Genomic DNA, 18,920 nt, shown 5'->3' with positions numbered 1-18,920 from the left:
TCGCGACTGAGAAACGACTTTGCGCGTCCGGCCCCAACGGCGACCGATGAGTGGATTCGATCGGGCGAGAGCGGTCGACCGTCTCGAGGACCTCGTGGAGACCGTCGCGAGCGAGCGGATGCCGGTCCCGGTCCGGGAGGTGTGGACGTTCGGCGACGTCGCGTTGGGTCTCGATCCCGTCGAGCGGCTGGACGTCTACGTGACCAAGGACGTCCTCATGCGCGACGACAGCGACAACGGGGCGGTAGACGCCGACGCGATCGCCGCCGAATACGGCGTCGAGGGGATCGGCAAGTCGGTCCGGGCCGACTGGGCCGCCGACCACCCCGAGTATCTGCGAGCCAACGCGAACGGCCACGCCGCGCCCGAGCAGTGTCTCGCCGCCCACCTCCTCGAGGAGGACGAACCGGTCCATCTCGAGGTCTGTAACGCCGCCTTCGAGGACAACGTCACCCAGCGGCTGCGCGGCGCGCGCCTGCGGGAGGACTACACGCAGTTGCTCGATCCCCGCGGCGTCTGTCTCTGGGCCGAAGGCACGCGAAGCGACGAGGCGTTCCGGAAGCTCCGGGAGGGCGAACTGGCCCTGCCGACGCTATCGGCGGCCCTCGAGATGCTCGGACTGGACGACGCCGAGGCCGAGACCGCGGCGCGGGAACTCCACGCGTGGCGAGAGCAACAGGACGGCGTGACAGTTCGTGGCGACGTGGTCTGACGACTGTTAGCGATCGATCGAAGCGCCCTGTATCTCAGCGACCGTCTCGCGGAGCAACTCGAGCCGGTCGGCGATCCGCTCGCGGTCGGCGTGGACGACGCCGCTGTCCCGCTCGTACTCGAGCAGCCCGGCGTCTTCGAGTTTCGGCAGGTGGAGGTGGCGCAGTTCCGTCGCGACGGTCCGCCGATCGAGGTCGTCCGCCGCCGATGCCCGGTCGACGATGTAGTCGGCGATCTCCGCGTGGTCGAGACGCGTCGTCTGCGTTCGCATGGCGTACCGGCAGACGGATCGGCGGTACGGATCGCTTAACGCGGCGAGCGACCGATCGATCAACGGCTGTGCTTCGCTACTCGCCCCGTCCTGGTGAGTCATCGTCCGTCACTGGGACAGCCCGTCGGATAGTTGCGGCGCGGCAGTATTCACGCTATTTATCAGTCCCTGGCGTGCGTTCGGCCGAAACCGAGAAACGGCACGGTGTCTTACGTCGGTATCTCGGATGCTACTCGCGACGCTGCTGATCGACTACCCCATTCTTCGCAACGCGTTATCGCACGCTCCCGGTGTGACCGCCACGTGGGAGCAGTCGGATCTCACCGCGGACGGCGACCACCGAATGCTCGTCTGGATCGACGGCGACGACGACGAACGGGCGGCCTTCGAGGCGGGTCTCGAGGCGGACCCGACCGTCACAGCGTCCCTGCAGACGGCCGCGTTCGACGACCGGTGGCTCTACCAACTCGAGTTGACGCCCGAAGGAACGGAGGCGAGCGTCTATCCGACCGTGATCGAGGAGGGCGGCGTCTTACAGGAGGCGTCCGTGACCCACGAGGGCTGGTTCTTTCGCGTCGCCTTCCCCAGTGACGAGGCGCTCGAGCGGTTCCACGGGTTCTTCCTCGAGCGCGGTTTTGAGGTCGACGTCCGGAAACTCCGCGACACCCGCGAATCCGCCGGCGGTGGGGACGCCAGGTCCCAGTTCGGCCTGACGAGCCGGCAGCGCGAGGCACTCGTCGCCGCCGTCGAGGTGGGCTATCTGGATATTCCGCGGTCCTGTACGCTGGCAGAACTCGGCGAGCGACTCGGCATCTCACAGAACGCGGCGTCGGAGCGGTTCCGTCGCGGCGTCGAGACGCTCGTCGAGAACACGGTGTACGACGACCGGTCGCCGTAGTCGGGGTCAGGCGGGCGAGATCCGGGACGGAGACCGTCTTGCCCACCTCACTCCTCGGGCGTGACGCCGGGGACGGGGATCGGATCCGGGGTGTCGGGCACGAGCCACGCGGGCACGACGCGGGTGAGGACGACCATCCCGGCCAGTTCGACGAGCGTCTGGGTGACGACGACCGCCGGTGCCAGTTCGTACCTCGCCGGAAGGGCAAGCGCCAGCGGCAGAACGACCAGCGAGTTCCGGGTAACGGCGGTGAAGACGAGCGCACGGCTCGCGCCGGTGTCCAGCCGGAGCAGCCCGGCCGCGAGCCGGCCGAGAAGCGGCATGACGACCAGAAAGGCGACGTAAACGGGTACGACGGCCGCGATCCCCTCGATCGAGTCCCGTACCCGCGGGAGCTGCGAGGCGATCACGACCAACAGGGTCGCGCCCATCATCGGGACCGGCAGCCACCCCATCGCCGACTGCCAGCGGCGGGCGGTCGGCGAGCGGGTCGCCCCGATCTCGGTGACCCACGCCAGCGCCAGCGGCAGCGCGATCAACAGGAGAAACGCCTCGAGGAAGGGGCCGGGCTCGACGACGGCCGCGATCCGCTCGCCCATGAACAGCCAGAGGTACGCGGGCAGAAACAGCAGTTGTAGGAGCATCAGGGCCGGCGTCGCGGCGGTGAGTTGTTCGGCGTCACCCCCGGCGAGGTCGGTGAACGCGATCACGTAATCGATACACGGCGTCAACAACACCATGAACGCGCCGACCAGAACGACGGGCTCGTTCGGGAGGAACCGGGTGAGCCCGTAGACGACGATCGGGACGACGAGGAAGTTCAACACGAGCGCCCCGGCCATGAACCGGCCGTTGGTGATCGCCGCGCGAAACCGGACGAAGGGGATCTCGAGGAAGGTCACGTAGAGCAACACCGCCAGCACTGGCGTGATGAGTGGCTGGAAGACCGACGCCGCCGACGGTCGTCCCAGCCCGATTCCGACGGCGACCGCGACCGCGACCGCGTAGACGGCGATCTGGTGGCGCTGTACCCACGCTCGTGAACGCATCGCGCGGTCGTTCGGTCCCCGACCGGAATAGGGCATCGACGGGCCCGTCGGCGGGCTCGGTCCCGGTCCCGCTCGAGGGCGACGCGGAGCCGACCCGCGTCGCGTTCAGACGTCTCGTCGCCCGAACCACAACTGACTCGCCGCGAGGAGGACGGCGGTCATCGCCACCAGGATCCCCGCGCCGAGAAGGTCGTAGGTGCCCTCGAGCAGGACGGCGTTGGGATCGTAGTACCGCATCGGTGCGATCGCGCCGACGGCCTCGGCGTCGGTCCCCGACAGCAGCGATTCGGAGAGAAAGAGCGCGAAGGTCACGCCCAGCGCCACCCGCTGGGCGATCGCCGCCCGATCGACGATCACGGACGCGAGCAGACCGATCCCGGCGCAAGCGAACAGATAGGGGATCGAGAACAGGTGGACCGCGAGGACGTCGGCGGCGGGGATCGGATGGTCGATCAGTCGCGCGCCGACGTAGACGACCAGCGGCGGGAGGAGGTTGGCACCGACGATCGGGACGGTCATCGCCCCGAACCGCTCGGCGACCAGCCGCCGTCGGGAGATCGGCATCGCCAGCAGCACGTCCATCCGCCCGCGGTCGACGTCGTCGGCGATCGTCCCCGCAGTGCTGTAGGCCAGATACAGCCCCAGCATGATGATCCAGCCGAAGGTGTAGAGTTCGAACGAGAGAAAGCCCGCCAGGCTCGTCATCGTCTGGACCCCCATCACCTGCAGGATCGGCTCGGGATAGGCCGCCAGCAACTCATTGAGGTCGATTTCGGCCTCGAAGGAGGGGTAAACCCAGACGACCATCGCGGCGAGCAAGGAGAGCCCGATCGAGAGATACAGGCTGCCCCGGATCCGGCGGCGGCCGTCGTAGGCAGTCAGTTCAAACATCGTCCGCACCCCCGCTCGCCGCACCGGGCCCCACGGCCAGGTCCGCCCCGTTCGGTTCATCCCCGTCACTATCGTCGTAGAACCGCATGAAGACCTCGTCGAGCGGCGCTTCCTCGATCGACAGGTCGTGCAATCGGTACTCCCGGAGGGCCGCGAGCAGGGCGTTGACGTCGCCGGTGAACGTGAACGCGTATTCGGTCCCGTCGCTCGGCCCCGTGTCGGACTCGATGCCGTGGACCCCGTCGATCTCGAGGGCGTCGACCGGGATCGACTCCGCGGCGTGCAACCGGACGAACTTGCCGCTCCTGTCCAGCAGCGATTCCACCGGCTCGACCGTGACGAGCCGGCCGCCGCGGATGATGCCGACGCGGTCGCACAGCTTCCGCACCTCGCTCAGGATGTGCGAGGAGAAAAACACCGTCAGTCCGCGCTCCCGTTCGGCCCGGACGAACTCGTTGAACCGCTGTTGGAGGAGGGGATCGAGCCCGCTGGTCGGCTCGTCTAGAATCACCAGGTCGGGATCGTGCATGAACGTCGTCACCAGCCCCAGTTTCTGGACGTTGCCGCGCGAGTACTCCCTGATTTCGCGATCGAGCGGCGGATCGAACAGCTCGAGCAACTCCGCGCTTCGCTCGTCGCCCTTGAGCGATGCGTGGAGGTCGAGGACCGCCCGGCCGGTCGCCGTCTCGTCGAACCCCGGATCGTCGGGGAGGTAGCCGAGCCGGCGTTTGGCCGCGAGCAGTTGCGCCTCGTCGGTCACGTCGTTGCCGAGCAACCGAGCCGTCCCCGCGGTCGGCGAGAGGAACCCGAGCAGCGTCCGGATCGTCGTCGTTTTCCCCGCGCCGTTGGGGCCGAGATAGCCGAAGATCTCCCCCTCCTCGACAGTGAACGTAACGTCGTCGTTGGCGAGTACCTCGCCGTAATCTTTCGTGAGGCCCTCGAGTTCGATCGCTGCCATACCGGCACCCTCGGCGGCCATCCGTATGTAATATGGCGGTCGTTCCCGTCGCCACTCGACCCGACTGCGTCGATCGCGATGGGCACACCACCGTTTGCACCGACCGCGACCGAATCAGGGGACGATCTGCGTGAGGAGCGTCGCCTCGATCCGTCGCAGGTGGCCGCCGACCGTCCCCCCGGTACAGCCAAGCGCCTCGCCGATGTCCTCGTGTGTCACCGCCCGCGGAACGTCGTAGTACCCCATCTCGACGGCGGTCCGGAGGATCTCCTGCTGGCGACCGGTCAACTGGGAGAACAGCCGGTCCGTGTTCGGTTCGTACCGGCCCGTCTTGAGGAGCTTGAGCCTGATCCCGTCGGGAACGTCCGGAACGGCCTTCTGGAAGCTCTGTACGTCACCGATCATCGTGACCCGGAGGCCGCCGCGGCGCGTGAACTCGAGGGGCGTATCGTAGATGAACTCGAACTCCCTGAGCATGCTCAACAGCCCGACGAGCCGGTCGTCGGCCTCGAGGTGGACGTAGGCGTGGTGTTCGCCGTCGGCGCTCGAGAGCTGGTGCTGATTGACCATCGACGACGCCGACAGGATCGACTCGAGAACGTCCCTGTCGCCCGAGAACTGATAGAGCGCGACGATCGTCTCGTCGACGAGGAGGTTGACGTTGTGGAGGAGTTCACGCGTCACGTCCGGATGGTCGGCGATCCGTCGATGGAGCGGGTGCAACCCCTCGTCATCAGGGATGATAACACATTTCGCGTATCTCATCGTCCGACAGTCACGACATCGTGCATGTATTTTTCAGTATCGGTCGGCAGTATAGAACGGTCGGGAGTGAACTGTCGGGCCGATCGGCCACGCGCTCGTCGATGCAGCCTGTTTCGGTCGCATGCTCCGACAGGGGAGGGACGTTCCAATAGGAGTTACCCCGCGTTTCCACGATCATTTATATCAGGAGCGGCGACGGAGTGAGTTCCCGCAAACGGCTGGAGCCGATTCCCGAGGCGGACATCCATCAGCGCCATAATATTCTCTCCGACTGCGTTATAAATGTCCCAGCATACGAGGGGGAAAAATGATTGAATACCGTGTTGGGTGTGGACTTGTGACGTTCGAAATGAGGCCGCGATATCGGAGCGGACACGGTGTGAGCGCAGCGAATAGAACGAAAGCCGCCGAACCGATCGTCCGGGGGTGGGCCTAGTATGTACCGCCGAAAGCGACTCGCGACCGGGACCTGTGCGTCGTTCCTGGTCGTCGCCTTGGTCGGTCTCGTCGTCCTCTCGTCGGGGACGGCCTACGCGACGGCGATGGCCACCGCCAGCGGCAGCGGCTTTACCGTCACGGCCGACGAGATCAGATCGGACGACTTCCTCCTCTATCCCAGCATCGGGGAGAACACCGAAGGGACGACGCCGGTCGCCGTCGTCGAACAGCGCGGCGTCGAGATCGACGGCATGGTGCTGAGCGGTGAGAAGTCGATACCCATGATCGACGGCTCGATGGAGATTTCCTTCGCCGCCGACGGGACGGTCAAAGCGGACGAGCAGTACATCAAACTCACCGACCTGAAGGCAGAAGAGGCGAAATTCAACGGACAGGTCGTCAACGCACAGGCGACCGACAACCCGGAACAGCAGTTCCAGCAGACGGCCGGTGGCAACGCCGATCCCGAGGACGGCTACCTCACGAACATCTCCGGGGAACAGCCCGGAATGGTGCAGGAAGACGTCGAGATGGAAGCGGTGTATCTCGCCTCGAACGAGATCTCACTCCCCGGTCTCGACGTCGACGTGGAGTACCACCCCGACGGGTGATCACCCATGTCGCCCGAAAACGAGCAGGACGAGACCGATACGCTTCCCGCACGGGCCAGGAGCCGGTGGAGCAGGGTCAGCCAGTGGAGCGGGACCAGATGGGGCCGGTTCAACACCTGGCGGGCCGGACGGCCGTTCCTCGGTGGGCTCTTGCTGTGTCTGGCCGGCGTCCTGATCACCTGGGTACCGATGCAGATCCTGCCGGATCTCGCCTTCATCGGCGGACAGATGGCGGGCTTTCTCGCGATCGGTGCCCTCTTCGGCGTGTTCGTCTTTCTGACGGGGATCTACGTGCTGGTCAAGCCGGCACACGCCGACGTCGCCGGCGTCGTCGGGACCGTCCTGTCGATCTTCTCGCTGTTCGGATCCCTCGGCGGGTTGCTGGTTGGCATGCTGCTTGGGATTCTAGGCGGGAACCTCTGTCTCGCCTGGAAGCCACGCGACGAAGTCGTCGACGACGCCGTCTCGGAGCCAAGCGTCGTCGACAAGGCGGCGGCCCGGATCGACGCGGGGTTCGGTCGCCTCGCCGGACGGCTACTCCTGAGTTGCCGTGCGGGCATCGACCGAATCAAACGGTGGGGTACCGACGAGTGACGACGAGACGAACCCGACCGAGGGACCGCCACGACGTATGACCCGGGCCGGTGCGTTCGTCGTCGTGGTCGCGGTCGCCCTCGGTGGTGTCATGGTCGGCCCGTCCCACGTGGCCGGGCAGGCCGACGAGCAAGCCATCACCGTCGACCTCGGTACGGTCGAGGGCGCGACCGTCTGCGTCCAGCAACTTTCGTCGGACACCAACCGGATCGTTGTTCGAGGCGACGACGGAAACGTCACGATTCACTTCGACGAAACCAGACGCGTCGAACTCGAGGAGACGCGATCCGCCGAGGGAGAGATCGTGTTACGAACGGACCGGCAAAACGAGGCGCTCAACGATCTCGCGGCGGCCGATGAGTGTTTCACGGCACAACAGACCGACGTCGTCGTTGACGCCCGCTCGGTCGAGTTGCGAAACCTCTCCGTTACCGGGTACACCGTCGAGGTCGGCCCGGAACGCGACGTCCCCGCACCCGCCCCGTTCGACCCACCGCACGACATCGGTGGGCAGAACGACGGTGGTGATCGAGAGGACGAAACCGAGAGCCGAAGCAACGAGACCGACCGTTCGGCCAACGAGAGCGTTGGAGGAAATGAAAGCGTTGGGGGAGGAAACGAGAGCGTTGGTGGAAATGAAAGCGTTGGAGAAGGAACCGAGAACGCTGGAGGAAACGAAAGCGATAGCAGAGACAATGAAAACGACGGCCACGACGGCGGTGATATCCGAGACAACGAAACCGAAACTCGAGGGAACGAGACCGATGGGCTGGACAACGAAAGTGACGGCCTGACCAACGAAAGCGACGGGGCCACGAGCGATTCGGCTGGCGACTTGCCGTCGAACGAGTCCGGTAGCGAGCGTCCGAACGGCGATGAACAGACGGCAACCCCGACCTCCCCTGAGGCTGACGAGAACGACACGGAGACGCCAGCGCGGACTGGAAATCGATCGACGGACGACGGAGTCAGTGACGAGCGGGAAAGCGAACCATGAGCGATCACGAGACGAACGACGTCGAGGAGTACGCGCCGTCCTTGGCAGCGATCGACTCGCGGATCGTCCTCGGAGCCGCCGCCGTCGGGGTGTTCGTTTCCTTTACCTCGCTTCTGGTACCGGTCTTAACGCGGGTCGGGGGCGGTATCGTCGCGGGATTTATCGCCGCGTACGCCGCCGGGCGGGTCGTGACCGGCCTCGCGTACGCGGTTGTCGCGAGCGCGCTCGTCGGTGGCCTCGCAGGCTTCTTCATGGCGTTTCTCGGCGCGCTCTCCGGGCTGTACACCGAACCGCCGCTGTTCGTCCTCACCTCGGTCGGGCCGGTCAGTCCGGGGCTCTCCGGGCTCGGGCTTCCGAGCGTCGTCCTACTCGCCGTCGCCTTCTCGCTGCTGACTGCCATCGACGGCCTCGTCGGCGGACTGGTCGGCAGCGGACTGCGGGCGCTCTCTCCGTGGTGAGAAACGGCGCTCGGGACGTCCGGACTCGCAAACGCAGCCACAGTCCGTCGCGGGTGACGATCCTCGCCACCGAAACGGTTCACTCGGACTCGCAACGCCTTGCGCGAAACAGTCCGTCGTGACCGGCAGTGGCTACGATCGGGGGACTCTGCCCACGGTAACGAAAAATGGGACCGCTTCCATCCGGCGATACTCCTCCGCTTCCATCTGCTCGATGACGGTCCATCCCATCTCCCGCCACGAGCCGCGGAGGTCGTCGTACTCCGCCTCGGTCAACGGCCCCGAGAGCATCGTCTCCCGATCGTCTGCCAGCCCCGCACCGGTCGCTTTCCGGCGAGCGTCCCGCAGTGCCCCCTCGCTGTACGGTGGTTCGACCGTCCGGACGTGATCGTACCGGCGCGTCTCGAGGACCGCGAGCCCTGCATCGTCGAACGCCTCGCGGGCGTCGGCCCCGAGCGCGACGTCCGTCGGCACGCCATCGATGTAGGCCCCGCGTGCCCGCCGCTCAAGGTCGCCCTCGGCGTCGACGCTCGAGTCGATCTCGACCGCGGCATTGTTCGGTTCCACAGCCGCGACGAGGTCCGTCGAGACGCGAGCGAACTCGGCGATTGCGGCCGCGGGATCGGGCAGGTTGATCAGCAGCGCCTGACAGACAACGAGGTCGAACGTGTCGTCCGGAAACGGCAGCTGGAAGGCGTCGCCGGCGACGACCGGGATGTGAGCGTCGGCCGCCGAAAGCAGGTCCGGGTCGGCGTCGCAGCCGATCACCTCGCCCGACGACTCCGCCGCGAGGACCCGGCTCAGTTCGCCGGTCCCACAGCCCACGTCGAGGATCCGGTCGCGGGTGTCGAGGGCCAGCGGCTCGAGGGCCTCGCGGGAGTCGGCCCACATCCCCTCGCGGGTCCGGCTGAGGTAGGATTCGGAGAACTCGCGCACGGGCCCCGATAGCGGTGTCTCGAGTAAAAACGGGTCGGTTTCGCGAAGCGCCGGCCTATGCGTCGTCGCGCAGTTCCCGGACCTTTTCGATGTTCCACGCGAAGCCGCGGCCGTCCTCGGTCGGCGTCTCGAGGGCAAAGGGAAGCTCCCGCAGGTCGGGGTGGTTGACGATCGCTTTCATTCCGTCCTCGCCGATGTAGCCCTCGCCGATGTGGGCGTGTTCGTCCTTGTGGGTGCCCACGTCGTGTTTCGAGTCGTTGAGGTGAATGTACTCGAGGTACTCGAGGCCGACCACGTCGTCGAACCGGCCGACGGTCTCGTCGACCGCCTCGGACGTCGTGAGGTCGTTGCCCGCGACCAGCGTGTGGGCGGTGTCGATACAGATCCCGATATCGGTCTCGGTGCGATCGATGATCCCCGCCAGATGGTCGAACTCGCCGCCGAGTTTCGTCCCGCTGCCCGCGTCGGATTCGATGAGGATCTGCACGTCCTCGGGTACCTCGAGGTCGTCGATCAGGCTCGCCGCGTTGTCGAGGCCGCCCTCGACGCCCGCGCCGGTGTGTGCCCCGAGGTGGACGTTGACGTAGGGAATTCCCAGTCGCTCGGCGGCGTCGAGTTCCGCCTGCATGCTCTCTTTGGACTTCCGGCGGAGGTCGTCTTTGGGCGTACAGAGGTTGACGAGATACGAGGAGTGGATCACCCACGGCCCCTCGAGTTCCTCGTCGGTCTCTTCCCGGAACCCGTCAGCGGCCTCGTCGCCGATTTCGGGTTGTTGCCAGACTTGTGGCGAGGTGGTAAAGATCTGGCCACAGTTGCCGCCGAAAGCGAGTTGGCGGTGGACGGCGTTGCGGAGATCGTCGTACGGCGGTGTTTCGTCGTCGGAAGAGACGCGCGAGCCGGAGATCGAGACGTGTGCGCCGACCTTCATCGTCATGCCTGCCGGTCAGTACCGGGCCGTGATAGGTATAACGGACCGCCCCGATTCGATCGACTGACGGTGTCGCTCCGACCGGCCGCCGGACCTGCCGTGGCGCGTGCTGTGCGACGGTTCACCGGTAACGAACCGTCGCGCGGTGTTCTCCTGCGATCTACTGTCGGCCATCGCGGTACGGCACGCGCTACCGAACCGCCCGCTCGAGCCGTGCTTGGCGTCTTTCCGTCACTGCCCACCCACTTCGAGGACCTCCCGATCACGGACCCATTCGTCGGCCCCGAACTTCCGGGCGGCGAGATCGCGGGCCGCCTCGAGTTCGCCCTCGCGCCAGGTCGATTCGTCGGCGTCACACCAGTCACCCAGCGCGCCCGCGATCGCGTCGACGGCCGTCTCGCGATCGACCCCGACTTCGTCGCGGACGCTCGTTACCCGGTCGGTGAACGTCGACTCCGCGAGGTCGGTGTCGAAGACGCCGACGTGGGCCTGGGGCTCGAGGGCGTAGCTGATCGAGCCGTGCTGAATGACGACGTCTCGCTGGCGGTACTGGGCGTTACCGCTGATTTTCTTCGCGTCTTCACCCGCGCCGGCGGGCGCGACGATGTCGTGGGCCGGGTTGATGTCCCGCAGATAGCACGAGGGCTGGTAGATCGCATCCTGCTCGGCCGCGGCGAAGTCGGCGTCGACGCCCAGTCGGTCGAACGCCTCGAGGATCGGCTCGCAGAACAGTTCGTAGCAGTCCATCAGATCACCCGGGACCTCGTCGGCGGGCGCGACGATCGTATAGGAAATGTCGGCGTAACGGTCGTGATAGATCCCGCCGCCGCCGGTCTGTCGGCGGGTGACGTCGATCCCCTCACGGTCGCAAAACGCCCAGTCGACGGTGTCGGCATCCTGTCGATACCCGAGCGAGAGCGTACTCGGCTCCCACGAGTAGGTGCGGACGGTTCGAACGCCGTCCTCGAGGGCCGTCCGCGCGGCGATCTCCTCGAGGGCCATCTGCGTCGCCCCGTCGCGGGGCTCGTCCCGGATTAGCCGCCAGTCCCGATCGGTGCGGTCGGTCATACGTGAGGCAATGGGGACGAGATGGAAATCGATTCCGACGTACCTCGGTTTTCGTATATCGGTATTCGATTTATCCCGGCCGAGCGTCGGGTCGAACCGCGGTGGCACCGTGGCTCCGAGCCACCCCATGCGCCGATCCCGTCCCAGTCGGCATCACCAGCCCGAGTCGCGTCGCCGACACCGGAGCCGCGTCACGCCGTTTTTACGTACACGCCGGCTATCGGCGCGTATGGTGCGCAACGTCGCCGGGTTGCTCCCGGAACTCGAGGACGAGGACTTCTATCTCCTCTCGGGCGTCGAGCAGGGGATGCGCTTCTCCGAGTGGGTCCAGCGGGAGAAGCTCCCGAAGTTCGCCGACCTACCCGACGAGGAGGTCGAGTACCGCCTCGAGCGGTGTCTCAAGCGCGGGCTGGTCGAGCGAAAGACGATCCAGTACGAGGGGTATACACTGCAGTTCGAGGGCTACGATACCCTCGCCTTGCGGGCGCTGGTCGAACAGGATACGATCTCGGAATTCGGCTCACCGCTTGGCGTCGGCAAGGAAAGCGACGTCTACGAGGTCCGCTCCTACAAGCCGCTGGCCCTGAAGTATCACCGCGAGGGGTATACGAACTTCCGGGAGGTCCACAAGGAACGCGACTATACCTCCGACAACGATCACGTCTCGTGGATGTACACCGCCCGGAAGGCGGCCGAACGCGAGTACGACATCCTCGAGGAACTCTACCCCGACGTGGCGGTCCCCCAGCCGATCGGGCAGAACCGCCACGCCATCGTCATGGAGAAGATGGACGGCGTCGAACTCTCGCGAACACGGCTCGAGGACGAGCAGGTGCTGGGCGTCCTCGAGTTGCTCGTCAGCGAGATCGCCGAAGCCTACGAGACGGGTTACGTCCACGCGGACATGAGCGAGTACAACGTCTTCGTCGACGAGGGCGGCGTGACGATCTTCGACTGGCCCCAGGCGGTCCCGACCGACCACGAGAACGCCGGCGAGTTCCTCCGGCGCGATCTGACCAACATCGTGGGCTACTTCCGGCGGAAGTACCCCCAGCACGTCCCCGACGACCTCGAGGCCGACGATCTCGCTCGCGAGATCGAGGCCGGCGCGTTCGACTCGCTCGAGGTCGACGCGTAGCCGCACCGATACCGGAGGACTACCAGTCCGGAACGCGGTTCACGGCGGTTCGATCAGCCCGTCGAACGATCTATTTTCGTTGTCATCGCCTCGAGCGGTCCCCGACCCGACTGGGTGGCCACCAGCCGGCGCGGGAGAACCCCAAAACAGCGAGCAACCCCAAGCGAGAGCAGGCGCGCTTCACCGACCGCTTCCGGAACGGTCCCTCGAGGACAACAGCGGTGGTACCGTCGTTCGGCCCAGTCGTGGGAGTCGTCGGACGGTCCATCGTAACCATCCGACCGGTACCGTCAGCGGTTCTTCTCGGACACGTGCTATCTGATAAACCAAATGAAGATATATCAAATTGGTGTTCGGGATGTTGTGAAGATGGGTCTATGATGCACAGGTTTCGGATCTAAGCGACTGCAAGAAGTTGCCGAGCGAGTCGCGAAACGCGCTTCTGAGAAACCTGTCGAGTGGTGTTCACGGATCCGATAGAAAATCGCCGGTCAGACCGGCCCGCCGCTCACGATCGAGCAAATTCAGAAGAAACGAGAGCGTAGTCAAGCGGACCGAGGACGGAGTTCTCCTTAGCAAATCAGGAACGAGTTCGAAGAGACTGCTGGCTTGTTGCCTCCCTCGCCGTGTAGTTGCAATTGCACGAGGACATCCACGAGTCGCCAGCAGTTGTACAGCACGCGGGCGAACGCGAAGTCGAAGTACTGAAATTTCGAACCCGTTCACTCATTTCCACCTCTCTCGAGCGGACCGACCAAGCCTTTGACGCATGAGATAGCGTCTCGTTCATTATGATAACGGTGAGTAGTCGGTTTCCTCGACCCAGTCACTGTCCGCGTCGTCCAGCCGTATGATTTTAGCTCTCGCGGTAAACGGTTGGTCGAAAGTCGGTGAATCGGCTGTGAATGCATGTGCCAGCGTCTGTTCATCGTTCTCCTTCTCACGAACTTTGAATGTCCGCTCCATGCCCCAGTTGTGCATGTTTTCGAACAATAGCTCGACATCAATTGTGACTTCTCCGTTGCCGTCCCCTTGTCGTTCAACTGTAGACAGAACGAATATCGTCTCTGCATCCGGCTGGTACGACCGAACACTATGAAGAATGAACGTCGGCAATGAGTTCTCACTAAGCACGCAACCGGCTGTAGCCATGACCGTAAACGTACTAGCCGAAGCCAGAAATGTACGACGTCTCATTACTATATTACTCCAGTGTGGGATTGGTTTTTCATATTTGGGAAGCTATTATAGTCCATATGAACTTGATTTACTTAACCATTTTCGTTAGTACACAAATAGATATAATTATAACATCAGTATAAAACCACTGTAGCATATAATTTTGTATAGAAATTAAATAAGATTTATATGCTTATAGATAAATCATCTGCTATGGAAGGAATGTCATCCAGAAGAAAATTCTTGAGAACAGTCGGAATAAGTGGTTTAGGACTGTCTACGTCCAGTACGGCGCTTTCAATATCCGCAATCGCGGATATGGATTCTGAGTACGATGCCTGTCCTAACGGTTGCCCTGACCCTTGGGAGCGAAAAGAACTTGATGATGTTGACTCGTATACAGGGCCACAAGTGTATGGGGAGGGTGATTTTACGATCACTCTCTCGAGTAGCGTAATTGTCCATGAGCCAATATGGCGTCCTAGCATTAGTCAGTGGGCTATTGATATCAGCGTAAGTGGGACGACGGACTGCCGATTTGTCGACGACGATTCCCCTGCTGAGGAGATGTGGTGGCACGAGTGTAAAGTATCCGATATATCTATAGATAATATAGGTACAAAAAATAATGAGAATTGGGCAGGTGTAAAGATTGGTAGTGGTGAATCCCCTGCTGATTACGAAAACCTGAAAACAGTTGAATCAGGGATTGGAGTAGCAATTGGTGCCCTCAACACTCACGTAGGAGTTGCGTATGGGACTACTCAATTCTTAATGTCCATGCTTGAACAATTTGGGGACACAAATAATGTGAATAGAAAGTACAATGTTGACGCACCTAGAGGAGGAGGATATCAACACCACACTGGATATTATCACAAATACTCTGCTGAAGTGGATTCTGGAGAAGAAATAGATCACACTGTGACCGATCTCGCTGTTGCATATCCAGAATATCCGGTTCAAAATTCGTTCTCTGTTATCTCAGAAGCACCCCCTTATGACGACCATCCTCTATCCAAAATGGGATCCTCCGATGTAGAATCCGAATATGGTATTGAACAGTATAACCCAGAAAACGCAGAAGCTATAAAAAGAAAAAATCCACGCGTCGCAAGCGTGCTTGAAGAGGAAGAATCTCCGATTTATGTTGCTCATGATTGGGATGCCTCAATTCAAGCAATATCAAATCATGAACCAGAAGAACTAATGAATAAATACGATTACCTAAACTGGTAAATCCCGAGACAATCAGGATCTTACGTGTATCGACTGCAGTTACCAGAGGCACGCTAAAATGAATGTTACGATTCACATCGCACAGAGGAATGTATAACCTCCACTATTTTTTCGGAAACGAGAACCACGACACGCTCGGCGACGAGTTCCGAGAAATCATCTGTGTTGACAGCGATAACTGAATTGTTTTTCGAATTCTGATAGAAACCCAGAGTTCACTCGCAAGCAGAGTTGCGAGAGAACCCTCAGACGGGAGAGTAGTCCCCACTGAACCTGTGCATTATTTCTCACCCTCGCAACACCATGGAGTTCACATCGACGGACACACCACGCGATCGGTCGTCGATGCGAGGCTCCCGCGAGCGATACTCACCGTTTCGACGCCGCGTTCCCGGAGTTCGAAGCGCTTATACTCGAGAGCCGGGAAGAGAGGGTAGACTCGCTGGTTCGCGGGCATCAGCGGGCACCTGCACGACGCCGCGTCACAGGTCGGGATGTGATCCGCGGGGCTCGGCCCCGGTCGGGATTGAACCAGCAAACGCCCGCGGGTGAATACAATGGCAGAAAGCTTCTATTCCCACATCAAGGACGCATGGAAGGACCCCGACGACGGCAAGCTCGGGGAGCTGCAGTGGCAGCGCAAACAGGAGTGGCGCGACCAGGGCGCCATCGAGCGCATCGAGCGCCCGACGCGACTGGACAAGGCACGCGAACTCGGCTACAAGGCCAAACAGGGCATCGTCGTGGTCCGGGTCTCGGTCCGGAAAGGGACCGCCCGGAAGGAACGGTTCACCGCCGGTCGGCGCTCGAAGCGCCAGGGTGTCAACCGCATCGGGCGGCGCAAGAACATCCAGCGCATCGGCGAGGAACGCGTCTCCCGGAAGTACCCCAACCTGCGCGTTCTCAACAGCTACTGGGTCGGTGAAGACGGCTCGCAGAAGTGGTTCGAAGCGATCCTCGTGGACCCGAACCACCCCGCAATCGAGAACGACGACGACCTCAGTTGGATCTGTGACGACGATCACACCAACCGCGCGTTCCGCGGCCTCACCAACGCCGGCAAGGCCAACCGTGGCCTCAACAACCGTGGCAAGGGCGCGGAGAAGGTCCGTCCCTCCAACACCGGCGGTCAGGGACGCGCGAAGTAACGCGCAGTCACGACGGCAAACCAACACGTTTCTTTTGCGACCGACTTCGACAGCGGCCGCGCTGCCGTGTCCACGTGAGGCCGCCCGCGCGGACGAGGTGGGCACGATTTCGAGTCCCACCGAAAGCGACCGAACGGACGCTGGCGGCAACTCCCGTACCGTCGGATTCAGAGGTGGACTTATTCGGTAGGCCGATGTACCAGCGCGCATGGCAGACAACGTCCTCGTGGCGGTCGACGACTCGAACCAATCGACGGAAGCCCTCGAGTTCGCTTGTCGCGAGTATCCCGATGCGACGATCACCGGACTTCACGTCCTCGATCCGGGCGACTTCTACGCCGTGACCGGCGTGGAGGGAACCGCGATGGCCAACTACGACGAGATACAGGACCATCACGAGGAACGGGCCGAGAACATCCTCGAGACGGCGCGAGAGCAGGCCGCAGACCACGGGCTCGAGATCGAGACGGACCACGTCGTCGGCGGCGTCTCGCGGACGATCGTGGATTACGCGGCCGAACACGACATGGACCACATCGTGATCGGGAGTCACGGTCGGACCGGCGCGAGCCGCATTTTACTCGGGAGCGTTGCCGAGACGGTCGCTCGGCGGTCGCCGGTCCCGGTGACGATCGTTCGCTGATCCGGCCGCCGCTCGCTCGAGACGAATCGAACGAACAGTGGCCACTACCGAACGATAGCGTCGGCTCAGTGGGTACGATAGCGACAGCGGAGAAGACGTGATCGGTCGGCTTACGCCGAGATGGTCTGACTTTCCTGTTCGCTCTCGGTCGAGCGCATATCCAGATCGGCCATCAGCGCGTCGATGGCCTCCTCGGGGTCGGTCTCGGAGTCGAAGACCCGATCGAACCCCATCTCGCGGAAGAACTTGCGGGTCTCCTCGAAGTCGTCCTGTCCGACGGCGAGGTTGCCGCCGATGTAGGTCGTGACATCGAGGTCGGACTCGGCGATTCGCTGGTGGAAGCCCTCACAGTCCTGTTTGGCGTGGCCGTAGAGCGACGAGACGAGTACAGCCTCGGCATCGTTGGCGGACGCGGCTTCGACGAACTCCTCCTGGGAACTCTGAACCCCCAGATTGACGACGTCGAATCCGGCTGCCTCCAGCGCCTGTTCCAGGATGGTGATCCCGACGACGTGAGCGTCGGAACCGATCACGCCGAGGATGACTGTCTCGGTCATGTGCGTACCACCACAAACTGGAGGGACCACCATAAACCTAATGATTAATAATGTGCCAATCGTTCACACGGTTCCCCTCGGGCGGTTTCTCGAGGCGTTTTAACGAACGTGGCGTCGAAAACAACGCTTTCACGTTTCCGGTCTGGAACACTGCGCGTTCGTTCCGTGGACGGACGAAATGCAGGGCGGGCGGTCAGTCGTTCGTTACCCGGCCCGTCGTCGGGGCGACGCTCGTGAGCGCACCGACCGGCGCATCGGTCCGACCGCGGGCGCGTTCGATACCGTCCTCGCCGGCGGCGATGAGCGCGAAAACGCCGGCGACGTCGGCTTCGGCGGTGTGAGCGATGTCCAACAGGAGTTCCTGCGTCTCGCCCGAACGGATGAGATCGTCGACGACCAGCACCGACTCGCCGGGATCGATGGCCGAGGCGGGCAGGTAGTAAGTGAGTTCGATCCCCGACTGCAGGCGCTGGCGGGCCTCGATGAACTCCTCGACGGCGGTTTCCTTGCTCTTTTTCGCGTAGGCACAGCGGACCCCGTAGTAACTCGCGAGCGCGGCCGCGAGCGTGATCCCGTCGGTCGCGGCGGTGAGAACCACGTCCGGTCGATCGAAGTCGAACCCGTTGGCCACGACGGGCGCGGCCAGGTCGAGGAACGGCTGGTCGAAGACGGTCGCGCTGTTGTCGACGTACCCCTCGTCGTCGACGGCGATTCGCGCGTCGAGTTCCGCCGCCAGCGCCTCCCGACCGAGTTCCTCGACGACCTCGCGCGCGCGATCGGTTCCGGGGAGAACGTGCCCGTTGACGTAGCGGTTGAGATCGCCCGCCGGAAGCCCGGTCGTCTCGGCGAGTTCGTCGTAGGTCCGGGTCTCCTTTAACATCCGCAGTACGTCGACCGCTCGCAGCTGGAGGGCTGCTTTCTCGGCTCTGTTCATACAGATATGCACGATTCCGTAACTATGGGTATTACGATCGAAGACATGCCGTCGATCACCACAGATATGTGTTGTCCGCGGCGGCCGCCGGCAAGCCGACTCGAAATCACATGCCCCGTGATCATTCTGAGTCTCCACCGGCCGATGGGTTTCATCACGCTCGAGGCACCATAACTGCGGAACGACGTCGAAAGAGCGGTCACCAGCGCCAGCTCATGATCGAGATCGAACGTCTCGAGCATGTCCGTTCATATCCACGTGTCGCCAGGGTACCGATGCTCTTTTGATCGGTCGGCACAGTCGTCGAGCGATGTCTGCTGTGGGCGTCGTCACGAATCAGTGGGCCTCGGTTGTAGATATCCTCTACTGTTTCATCGCACTCAACCAGAAATTATCATGATTAGAAATAGCTAGAACGAATGGGAAATTAGCAACCAAACGGTCATCAAAATTACAATAATTGGTTTTTCACCTTCATATATTTCATTCTGTGTTATAATATAAGATAG

The 18,920-nt window shown here is 62.8% G+C and carries 22 protein-coding genes and 1 pseudogene; 10 read left to right on the top strand and 13 right to left on the bottom strand.

The features are described from left to right. Window positions 1–46: 46 nt before the first annotated feature. Window positions 47–712, top strand: coding sequence for a DUF7095 family protein (locus NP511_RS14225; RefSeq protein WP_049966031.1), 666 nt, complete (start codon window positions 47–49; stop codon window positions 710–712). Window positions 713–718: 6 nt separating this feature from the next. On the opposite strand, the gene NP511_RS14220 is transcribed toward NP511_RS14225, so the two are convergent. Next, window positions 719–1,084 carry a DUF7344 domain-containing protein gene (locus NP511_RS14220; RefSeq protein ID WP_006650939.1) on the bottom strand — a complete coding sequence of 122 codons (366 nt, stop codon included), beginning with the start codon at window positions 1,082–1,084 and terminating at the stop codon, window positions 719–721. Window positions 1,085–1,208: 124 nt separating this feature from the next. Here NP511_RS14220 and NP511_RS14215 point away from each other — a divergent pair, with 124 nt between their 5' ends. After that, window positions 1,209–1,880, top strand: coding sequence for a helix-turn-helix domain-containing protein (locus NP511_RS14215; RefSeq protein ID WP_049966030.1), 672 nt, complete (start codon window positions 1,209–1,211; stop codon window positions 1,878–1,880). A gap of 47 nt (window positions 1,881–1,927) precedes the next feature. Here NP511_RS14215 and NP511_RS14210 read toward each other — a convergent pair whose 3' ends face one another. From NP511_RS14210 to NP511_RS14195, 4 genes are all read right to left on the bottom strand, one after another. After that, window positions 1,928–2,929, bottom strand: coding sequence for an arsenic resistance protein (locus tag NP511_RS14210; protein ID WP_049966029.1), 1,002 nt, complete (start codon window positions 2,927–2,929; stop codon window positions 1,928–1,930). Window positions 2,930–3,034: 105 nt separating this feature from the next. Further along, window positions 3,035–3,820: an ABC transporter permease gene (locus tag NP511_RS14205; protein WP_049966893.1), complete on the bottom strand. Its 786-nt coding sequence runs from the start codon at window positions 3,818–3,820 to the stop codon at window positions 3,035–3,037. Beyond that, complete coding sequence (locus tag NP511_RS14200; RefSeq protein WP_049966892.1) at window positions 3,813–4,778, bottom strand: ABC transporter ATP-binding protein; 966 nt, start codon at window positions 4,776–4,778, stop codon at window positions 3,813–3,815. Before NP511_RS14200 ends, NP511_RS14205 begins: the two co-directional genes overlap by 8 nt. Before the next feature lie 114 nt (window positions 4,779–4,892). Next, window positions 4,893–5,543 (bottom strand): helix-turn-helix domain-containing protein, encoded by a 651-nt coding sequence (locus tag NP511_RS14195; protein WP_049966027.1) that lies wholly within the window; start codon window positions 5,541–5,543, stop codon window positions 4,893–4,895. Window positions 5,544–5,980: 437 nt separating this feature from the next. Between NP511_RS14195 and NP511_RS14190 the strand changes: the two genes are divergently transcribed. The 4 genes from NP511_RS14190 to NP511_RS14175 are packed head-to-tail and all read left to right on the top strand — an operon-like array spanning window position 5,981 to window position 8,641. Beyond that, window positions 5,981–6,592, top strand: coding sequence for a DUF6230 family protein (locus NP511_RS14190; RefSeq protein ID WP_049966026.1), 612 nt, complete (start codon window positions 5,981–5,983; stop codon window positions 6,590–6,592). A 6-nt stretch (window positions 6,593–6,598) separates the two neighbouring features. Then, a complete protein-coding gene (locus NP511_RS14185) occupies window positions 6,599–7,186 on the top strand; it encodes a DUF6114 domain-containing protein (RefSeq protein ID WP_049966025.1) in 588 nt (195 codons plus the stop codon). 37 nt (window positions 7,187–7,223) lie between these two features. Next, the gene (locus NP511_RS14180) at window positions 7,224–8,183 is read left to right on the top strand and encodes a hypothetical protein (protein ID WP_049966024.1); all 960 of its coding nucleotides are present in this window, start codon (window positions 7,224–7,226) and stop codon (window positions 8,181–8,183) included. Next, window positions 8,180–8,641, top strand: coding sequence for a hypothetical protein (locus NP511_RS14175; RefSeq protein WP_049966023.1), 462 nt, complete (start codon window positions 8,180–8,182; stop codon window positions 8,639–8,641). The genes NP511_RS14180 and NP511_RS14175 overlap by 4 nt, the downstream gene beginning before the upstream one ends. Window positions 8,642–8,773: 132 nt before the next feature. Here NP511_RS14175 and NP511_RS14170 read toward each other — a convergent pair whose 3' ends face one another. The 3 genes from NP511_RS14170 to NP511_RS14160 all read right to left on the bottom strand — a co-directional run bounded on the left by NP511_RS14170 (window position 8,774) and on the right by NP511_RS14160 (window position 11,573). Further along, window positions 8,774–9,577, bottom strand: coding sequence for a class I SAM-dependent methyltransferase (locus tag NP511_RS14170; protein WP_049966022.1), 804 nt, complete (start codon window positions 9,575–9,577; stop codon window positions 8,774–8,776). 55 nt (window positions 9,578–9,632) lie between these two features. After that, complete coding sequence (locus NP511_RS14165; protein ID WP_049966891.1) at window positions 9,633–10,505, bottom strand: deoxyribonuclease IV; 873 nt, start codon at window positions 10,503–10,505, stop codon at window positions 9,633–9,635. A gap of 231 nt (window positions 10,506–10,736) precedes the next feature. Further along, complete coding sequence (locus NP511_RS14160) at window positions 10,737–11,573, bottom strand: lipoate--protein ligase family protein (protein WP_049966021.1); 837 nt, start codon at window positions 11,571–11,573, stop codon at window positions 10,737–10,739. Window positions 11,574–11,802: 229 nt separating this feature from the next. On the opposite strand from NP511_RS14160, the gene NP511_RS14155 reads away from it, so the two are divergent. Then, window positions 11,803–12,711, top strand: a complete 909-nt coding sequence (locus NP511_RS14155; protein WP_049966019.1) for a serine/threonine-protein kinase RIO2 — start codon at window positions 11,803–11,805, stop codon at window positions 12,709–12,711. A 508-nt stretch (window positions 12,712–13,219) separates the two neighbouring features. On the opposite strand, the pseudogene NP511_RS14150 reads toward NP511_RS14155, so the two are convergent. Both NP511_RS14150 and NP511_RS14145 read right to left on the bottom strand, forming a co-directional pair. Then, window positions 13,220–13,424, bottom strand: a pseudogene (locus tag NP511_RS14150) (hypothetical protein); the annotation flags it as partial. A 76-nt stretch (window positions 13,425–13,500) separates the two neighbouring features. Continuing rightward, complete coding sequence (locus NP511_RS14145; protein ID WP_049966018.1) at window positions 13,501–13,863, bottom strand: hypothetical protein; 363 nt, start codon at window positions 13,861–13,863, stop codon at window positions 13,501–13,503. 240 nt (window positions 13,864–14,103) lie between these two features. Here NP511_RS14145 and NP511_RS14140 point away from each other — a divergent pair, with 240 nt between their 5' ends. From NP511_RS14140 to NP511_RS14130, 3 genes are all read left to right on the top strand, one after another. Beyond that, on the top strand, window positions 14,104–15,129 hold the full coding sequence (locus NP511_RS14140; RefSeq protein WP_136396896.1) for a hypothetical protein: 1,026 nt from the start codon (window positions 14,104–14,106) through the stop codon (window positions 15,127–15,129). A gap of 557 nt (window positions 15,130–15,686) precedes the next feature. Beyond that, window positions 15,687–16,277 carry a 50S ribosomal protein L15e gene (locus NP511_RS14135; protein ID WP_006180099.1) on the top strand — a complete coding sequence of 197 codons (591 nt, stop codon included), beginning with the start codon at window positions 15,687–15,689 and terminating at the stop codon, window positions 16,275–16,277. 208 nt (window positions 16,278–16,485) lie between these two features. After that, entirely contained in the window at window positions 16,486–16,920 is a 435-nt protein-coding gene (locus NP511_RS14130) for a universal stress protein (RefSeq protein WP_049966017.1), read from the top strand. Window positions 16,921–17,030: 110 nt separating this feature from the next. On the opposite strand, the gene glmS is transcribed toward NP511_RS14130, so the two are convergent. The 3 genes from glmS to NP511_RS14115 form a co-directional block, all read right to left on the bottom strand. Next, the gene (gene glmS, locus NP511_RS14125) at window positions 17,031–17,477 is read right to left on the bottom strand and encodes a methylaspartate mutase subunit S (protein ID WP_006180101.1); all 447 of its coding nucleotides are present in this window, start codon (window positions 17,475–17,477) and stop codon (window positions 17,031–17,033) included. Between the two features lie 193 nt (window positions 17,478–17,670). Then, window positions 17,671–18,411 carry a phosphoribosyltransferase family protein gene (locus NP511_RS14120; RefSeq protein WP_049966015.1) on the bottom strand — a complete coding sequence of 247 codons (741 nt, stop codon included), beginning with the start codon at window positions 18,409–18,411 and terminating at the stop codon, window positions 17,671–17,673. Further along, window positions 18,408–18,653: a hypothetical protein gene (locus tag NP511_RS14115; RefSeq protein ID WP_049966014.1), complete on the bottom strand. Its 246-nt coding sequence runs from the start codon at window positions 18,651–18,653 to the stop codon at window positions 18,408–18,410. Before NP511_RS14115 ends, NP511_RS14120 begins: the two co-directional genes overlap by 4 nt. Window positions 18,654–18,920 lie beyond the last annotated feature (267 nt).

The sequence above is a fragment of the Natrinema thermotolerans genome (genome assembly GCF_031165565.1).
GTDB classification, from domain to species: Archaea; Halobacteriota; Halobacteria; order Halobacteriales; family Natrialbaceae; genus Natrinema; species Natrinema thermotolerans.
The sequence above is the reverse complement of the archived record's forward strand: the minus strand, read 5'-3'. Positions and strand labels throughout refer to the sequence as shown.

Bases quoted from the DNA above. Each gene is read 5' to 3' on its own strand.
- NP511_RS14140 (WP_136396896.1), top strand. From the start codon at position 14,104: ATGGAAGGAATGTCATCCAGAAGAAAATTCTTGAGAACAGTCGGAATA.
- NP511_RS14205 (WP_049966893.1), bottom strand. From the start codon at position 3,820: ATGTTTGAACTGACTGCCTACGACGGCCGCCGCCGGATCCGGGGCAGC.
- NP511_RS14180 (WP_049966024.1), top strand. From the start codon at position 7,224: ATGACCCGGGCCGGTGCGTTCGTCGTCGTGGTCGCGGTCGCCCTCGGT.
- NP511_RS14155 (WP_049966019.1), top strand. From the start codon at position 11,803: ATGGTGCGCAACGTCGCCGGGTTGCTCCCGGAACTCGAGGACGAGGAC.
- NP511_RS14215 (WP_049966030.1), top strand. From the start codon at position 1,209: ATGCTACTCGCGACGCTGCTGATCGACTACCCCATTCTTCGCAACGCG.
- NP511_RS14175 (WP_049966023.1), top strand. From the start codon at position 8,180: ATGAGCGATCACGAGACGAACGACGTCGAGGAGTACGCGCCGTCCTTG.
- NP511_RS14195 (WP_049966027.1), bottom strand. From the start codon at position 5,543: ATGAGATACGCGAAATGTGTTATCATCCCTGATGACGAGGGGTTGCAC.
- NP511_RS14120 (WP_049966015.1), bottom strand. From the start codon at position 18,411: ATGAACAGAGCCGAGAAAGCAGCCCTCCAGCTGCGAGCGGTCGACGTA.
- NP511_RS14220 (WP_006650939.1), bottom strand. From the start codon at position 1,084: ATGACTCACCAGGACGGGGCGAGTAGCGAAGCACAGCCGTTGATCGAT.
- NP511_RS14115 (WP_049966014.1), bottom strand. From the start codon at position 18,653: ATGCTCGAGACGTTCGATCTCGATCATGAGCTGGCGCTGGTGACCGCT.
- NP511_RS14210 (WP_049966029.1), bottom strand. From the start codon at position 2,929: ATGCGTTCACGAGCGTGGGTACAGCGCCACCAGATCGCCGTCTACGCG.
- NP511_RS14135 (WP_006180099.1), top strand. From the start codon at position 15,687: ATGGCAGAAAGCTTCTATTCCCACATCAAGGACGCATGGAAGGACCCC.
- glmS (WP_006180101.1), bottom strand. From the start codon at position 17,477: ATGACCGAGACAGTCATCCTCGGCGTGATCGGTTCCGACGCTCACGTC.
- NP511_RS14185 (WP_049966025.1), top strand. From the start codon at position 6,599: ATGTCGCCCGAAAACGAGCAGGACGAGACCGATACGCTTCCCGCACGG.
- NP511_RS14225 (WP_049966031.1), top strand. From the start codon at position 47: ATGAGTGGATTCGATCGGGCGAGAGCGGTCGACCGTCTCGAGGACCTC.
- NP511_RS14165 (WP_049966891.1), bottom strand. From the start codon at position 10,505: ATGAAGGTCGGCGCACACGTCTCGATCTCCGGCTCGCGCGTCTCTTCC.
- NP511_RS14160 (WP_049966021.1), bottom strand. From the start codon at position 11,573: ATGACCGACCGCACCGATCGGGACTGGCGGCTAATCCGGGACGAGCCC.
- NP511_RS14200 (WP_049966892.1), bottom strand. From the start codon at position 4,778: ATGGCAGCGATCGAACTCGAGGGCCTCACGAAAGATTACGGCGAGGTA.
- NP511_RS14130 (WP_049966017.1), top strand. From the start codon at position 16,486: ATGGCAGACAACGTCCTCGTGGCGGTCGACGACTCGAACCAATCGACG.
- NP511_RS14145 (WP_049966018.1), bottom strand. From the start codon at position 13,863: ATGGCTACAGCCGGTTGCGTGCTTAGTGAGAACTCATTGCCGACGTTC.
- NP511_RS14190 (WP_049966026.1), top strand. From the start codon at position 5,981: ATGTACCGCCGAAAGCGACTCGCGACCGGGACCTGTGCGTCGTTCCTG.